The following is a 4,518-nucleotide window of genomic DNA, read 5'->3' as shown; positions in this document are numbered from 1 at the left end:
GCAACCAACGAGCCCAACCGAAATCAGGATTCGCGATCAACTCCAAGATCCGGCATCCGGATTACCCATTCAAGGCTGCATGACGGGGCACTAGTTCCTCCCGAGAGACGAGAATTACATCGACAATCATCGACCCCGTGAGAAGAACACGAATTGCGTGCAGCCTCTATCAGATCGAGGACACAGACGACATGCAGGCGTCAGTCTCCGCAGGTCAATGTGTCATCGCAGCTACGAATTGTGAACCATCGCCCCGGTCGCGCCCAGCGATGCGGCGAGTTGCCGAAGACGTGATAGAAGGCAGCGCCAGCGTTTCCGATCTCGGGTTCGGTCGCCGATGTGTGCCTCTTGCCGATCGGCACACCTCGTCAGGGACGACGACTCGAACCCCTTGCTGCCCGACACGCCGGCTCGAGCACCTCCCTGGCCGGGGGGTCAGGCGAGCAGTGTGGCGTCATGAAAGACCAGTGGTAACCACTGCGGCGCGCCGTAACGTCCATGTTTCGGGTCGACGCCGATGAACCGAGTCGCGCTGATGCGGCTGAACGTGTGACGGGCCGCCCAGTCCACCGCCGTTCGCTGGCGGATCCGTTCGCCGCACAACCATGCTCTGCGACGGAAATCGACGATGGTGGAGTGCCCGTGTATCTGACCGAATGGCGCAGGCTCAGCGGCGTGCAACCAGGAGTCGTACAGGTCGGTGCCCGCTTCGGCCCACAGCGGTCCGCGCTCGTGCCACAGTAATTCCTCAGGCCGAGTGTTGAGCAGATCCGCCGCAGTGGTAGCGGTGACCGGTTCACCCAGCTTCCGCCAGGCGTCGACGGTGAGGCCGGCGTGGGTGATCAGGAATTCCTCCCCCTCGGCGGTACGCACTGCGGCGGCGACCCGCAGACGGTCGCGCAGCCACCAGGCATCCAGGAGTGCGGCGTCTTCGTCCGCCAGCCGCTGTGGCCAGAACATCTCAGCACCCAGGTACTGCGATTCATGATTGCCGATGAGCTGGATCCACTGCCGTGACGAGTCCTCTAGTCTGCGCTGAACAAAGGCGAGAACTCCCGCGCTGTCCGGACCACGATCGATCAAGTCCCCAACCTGAATCACAACGGTCTCTGGATCTTCGAGCACAGGCACCGTGACCTGGGACAGTTGGGTAACACATCCCCCGACGTCACCAATGATCACAATCTTCGCCATATCAGCCTCCCGATCGTCGAATGAAAGTCTGGTCGCGAGAAGCCAGGCGGTGACGTGGTCCGGCTGCCCGGAGCACCACGTCAAGGACCCGGTCCGGGTTTGCGGCATAGCTTGTGCTGAACCAGGCCATGTTCGCCTCCACCACGGCCCAGTATTCGTCGCCGCGATCGGGGTTGCTGACCAGTCCGACGTCGACGACGACGGCGCCGGGCAGGCTGTCAGCGCAGGCATCGAGCAGGTTGGCGGCGAAGTCGAGCACGGTGGCACGGTACGGGCAGACGTCAAGGGGTGCCGGATCGAGTCGGCCGTTGGTGGCGTAACGGCTAACGGTGTGCACCGTGGCATCGAGGACGAACAGCCGGTACTCCGCCAGGAACGTCACGATCTCGCTGACGAGCACTGGGGGGTCGGCGGGGTAGCGCTCGTTGCCGGGCAGGCGGGACCCGTCGGCGTAGACGCCGGCGGTCAGGGTCTTGTCCCGGGGCGGCTTGACGAACATCGGCGTACGGGACCAGCGTGCCTCGCCGAGGGTGGTAAAGGTGATGTCGCGGCGGGTGTACTCGTACGGCAGCCGCGTCAGCCAGTCATCGGTCGGTTCGAGCAGGGCCAGGTCGAGGTCCACGGCGACGGTGCCGGCAAAGGTGGGCCCGCCGTAGAGGTGCCCACCCACAGCATGCCGCAGTCGGTCCGGCACCACCGGGCTGGGCAACTGCTCCACTGCCATGCCTCGTCGCCGGGCCGATCCGGCCAGCAGTTTGGCGGTGCTGTCGAGGCGCGGGGGCAGCACCAGGAAGTCGGCGTCCGGGACAGGGGTGGTCATGGCCCACCATTTTGGCCGTCCGCGAAGATGCCGTCGCCCGGTTATCGTCACCGCAGCCGAGAGGGCCGGTAACTTTTCCGAAACGTTCCAACCCTTGGTGTGGTGGTTGTTACGTGCTTATCAAAACTCATACGGCTGTCGGCCGTCGAGGATCGCCGCAACCGCCGCATTGACCTCTGCTGGGGTAACACGGGCGTCCAGATTCGCGCGGATACTGGGATACCACTCATACCATTCATCAACATCGATACCCCGCTTTCGCAGGCTCTCCTCGACCGGCCAATACCTCTCTACGCGATAGGCGAGTTTTCGCAACGCCAGGTCCAGGTCGACCGGGGGGAAAGTGAGGTTCTCGGCGCGGGCAAGCTGATGGCTGGGGTCGTCGGCCCGGAACTCCAGCTCCCAACCGGGCCAGCGCTGCGGCCACCATTCGGAGAGTCCGCGGAGGGCCTCGATGCTCCAGAGCCCGGCTCGGCGGGCACGGGTATCAAGGTGCAGGCCGGCCAGGGGCATCGTGCGGCAGGCGGTTACCGGCTCCTCGGCCGGCAGCACAGTGAGCAGGTCCGGACCGAGCCGCCACGGCTGCTCGGAAAACGCATCCAGCGCGTAAGCGCGACACCCGGTCTCGTCGGCCACGCTGACGACGTATCCGACCGGTCCGCCCGGCTCTCCTCGACCATGCGGGAACAGCTCGGTGATGAACGGGTCGGCCTCGCGTACCACGCTTCGGTCCTCGCCGAGGGCAGCGACGAGGTCGCCGGTGCCCTCATAGGCCCATTCGATCGCCCAGCCCGGCCAGGTTCGCGAGTACCCGTCGAGCAACGCGGCACGATAGGCATAGGTCTCCCCGCAGTCGAACGGAGACAAGCCGGTGTAGAACAACAGGCGGCGTCGGTCCGCGTCGATCAGCAAGGCGTCACGGCACGCCCAGTCGTGAGCCCAACCGTCGTCGCCGTCATAGTCATCGTCCAGTGCGCTCAGCCATCGCAGCACAGCCGCTGGCCCGATCGCGAAGTTGTAGTCGACGCCCATGGCGGCGCCGCCACCCATTGCATATCGCGAGACGACTCCGTTTTGGACGACCACATACCGCACCAGGCTTCCCACCGGCCGCAGGATACACATCAGCATGCTCTTTACCGGCGTCAGCCGGGCGGTGGCAGTGGTTGTCAAGGCGCGGGCTTGGCCGATAGGCGGAGTCGCAGTGCTCTCGGTATCCGGTATCGGGTCGGGGCGGCACTACCTCGGCGTCTCGGGCAGGATGTCGCCATGATCGAAGCGTTGGGTGAGGTTGATTGGACGGGGCTGACCCACGCGTACGGCTCGGCGGACGACGTGCCGGACCTGATCCGTGGGCTGCTGTCACCGGACCCGAAGCAGCGGTCGGAGACCCGGCATGAGCTGTACTCCTGCATCGCTCATCAGGGCACCCGGTACGCCGCCAGCGCCCCTGCCGTGCCGTTCCTACTCGCGCTCGCTGCTGACCCGGCGACCCCGGACCGGAGCAGCCTGATCGATTTCTTGGAGTTCATGGCGACCGGGAATAGACGCCAGTGGACCCGGTACCCGATCGCGGACGAACGCGCGCAGGGCCCTTCGTTTGGGCTGGCCACCTACGACGCGGTGGCCAAGGGGATACCGCTGTTTGTGACACTGCTCGAAGACTCCGACGCCGAGCTTGCGGTGCCGGCTGCTCAGATACTGGCGGTGTACCCGGAACACGCGCAACATACGGCACCAGCACTCGACCGGGCGGCTGCCGACGATGACGCGCCCGTGGCCGTGGTTACGGCGGCGCTGCTGGCGCTCGGCACCGTCGCGCCAGTCGGATCGTCCGCACACGACGGTCTTTTCCTGCGTCGGCTGGGGGACAGCGACGGTACTGTGCGGTGGGCGGCTGCACTGGCCACCGCGCGGCTGCGCCGCCCGACCCTGCTGGCAGAGGCCCTGGTCGAGCTGTGCCAGTGGGCCGACCATCTTGCCGATCCGAACCACAGTTACAGCGAGCCATGGTACGGAATCCGCGAAAACCTCGCCTTGGGCGAACTCGCCGAATGCGACCCGGATGGTCAGACCGAGCGGGTGCGCCGAACAGTCGACTGTCTGCTCACCAAAGTTCCGAGCTCAAACTGGCACAACCACCTACTCAGCGTCTTCAAGTACGTCGGGCTCGAGTGGTGTCACTGGCAAGACATAATCCCGTGGGCAGACCTGGATCCAGCGCAGCGTTACCTCGTGGAGCGGCTGTGTGAACGGCCTGACGTGTTCGCCGACGGAACCGCCAAGGACTGTTTGCTCTGGCACCGCCTACCAGGAACGCTGACGGATTTACGGGCGTACGCGGGAAACTAAACCGCGACCGAAAGCAGACGGCGGTGACCCAGTGGGGCCGACGGACGGCATACCAGCTAGTGTTTCGTGATCCTGATCGGTTTACTTTGAGTTGTTTGCCACGAGTTTCTTGATGTTGGTTTGAACGAGTTGGACTTTGGCGAGGATGTCGT

At 64.9% G+C, this 4,518-nt stretch carries 4 protein-coding genes; 1 reads left to right on the top strand and 3 read right to left on the bottom strand.

All coding sequences use genetic code 11. The features are described from left to right. Nucleotides 1-435: 435 nt before the first annotated feature. The 3 genes from ACFQ4H_RS34550 to ACFQ4H_RS34540 all read right to left on the bottom strand — a co-directional run bounded on the left by ACFQ4H_RS34550 (nucleotide 436) and on the right by ACFQ4H_RS34540 (nucleotide 3,121). The gene (locus ACFQ4H_RS34550; RefSeq protein ID WP_377579454.1) at nucleotides 436-1,194 is read right to left on the bottom strand and encodes a metallophosphoesterase; all 759 of its coding nucleotides are present in this window, start codon (nucleotides 1,192-1,194) and stop codon (nucleotides 436-438) included. Between the two features lies 1 nt (nucleotide 1,195). Further along, nucleotides 1,196-2,014, bottom strand: a complete 819-nt coding sequence (locus ACFQ4H_RS34545) for an ATP-grasp domain-containing protein (protein ID WP_377579452.1) — start codon at nucleotides 2,012-2,014, stop codon at nucleotides 1,196-1,198. Nucleotides 2,015-2,134: 120 nt separating this feature from the next. Beyond that, a complete protein-coding gene (locus ACFQ4H_RS34540) occupies nucleotides 2,135-3,121 on the bottom strand; it encodes a hypothetical protein (RefSeq protein WP_377579450.1) in 987 nt (328 codons plus the stop codon). A 162-nt stretch (nucleotides 3,122-3,283) separates the two neighbouring features. On the opposite strand from ACFQ4H_RS34540, the gene ACFQ4H_RS34535 reads away from it, so the two are divergent. After that, nucleotides 3,284-4,366 carry a hypothetical protein gene (locus tag ACFQ4H_RS34535; protein ID WP_377579448.1) on the top strand — a complete coding sequence of 361 codons (1,083 nt, stop codon included), beginning with the start codon at nucleotides 3,284-3,286 and terminating at the stop codon, nucleotides 4,364-4,366. Nucleotides 4,367-4,518 lie beyond the last annotated feature (152 nt).

It is taken from the genome of Micromonospora sonneratiae (genome assembly GCF_042679305.1).
Classification (GTDB): domain Bacteria; phylum Actinomycetota; class Actinomycetes; order Mycobacteriales; family Micromonosporaceae; genus Micromonospora_H; species Micromonospora_H sonneratiae.
Note: the sequence above shows the minus strand (reverse complement) of the source record. Positions and strands in the feature narration are given on the sequence as shown.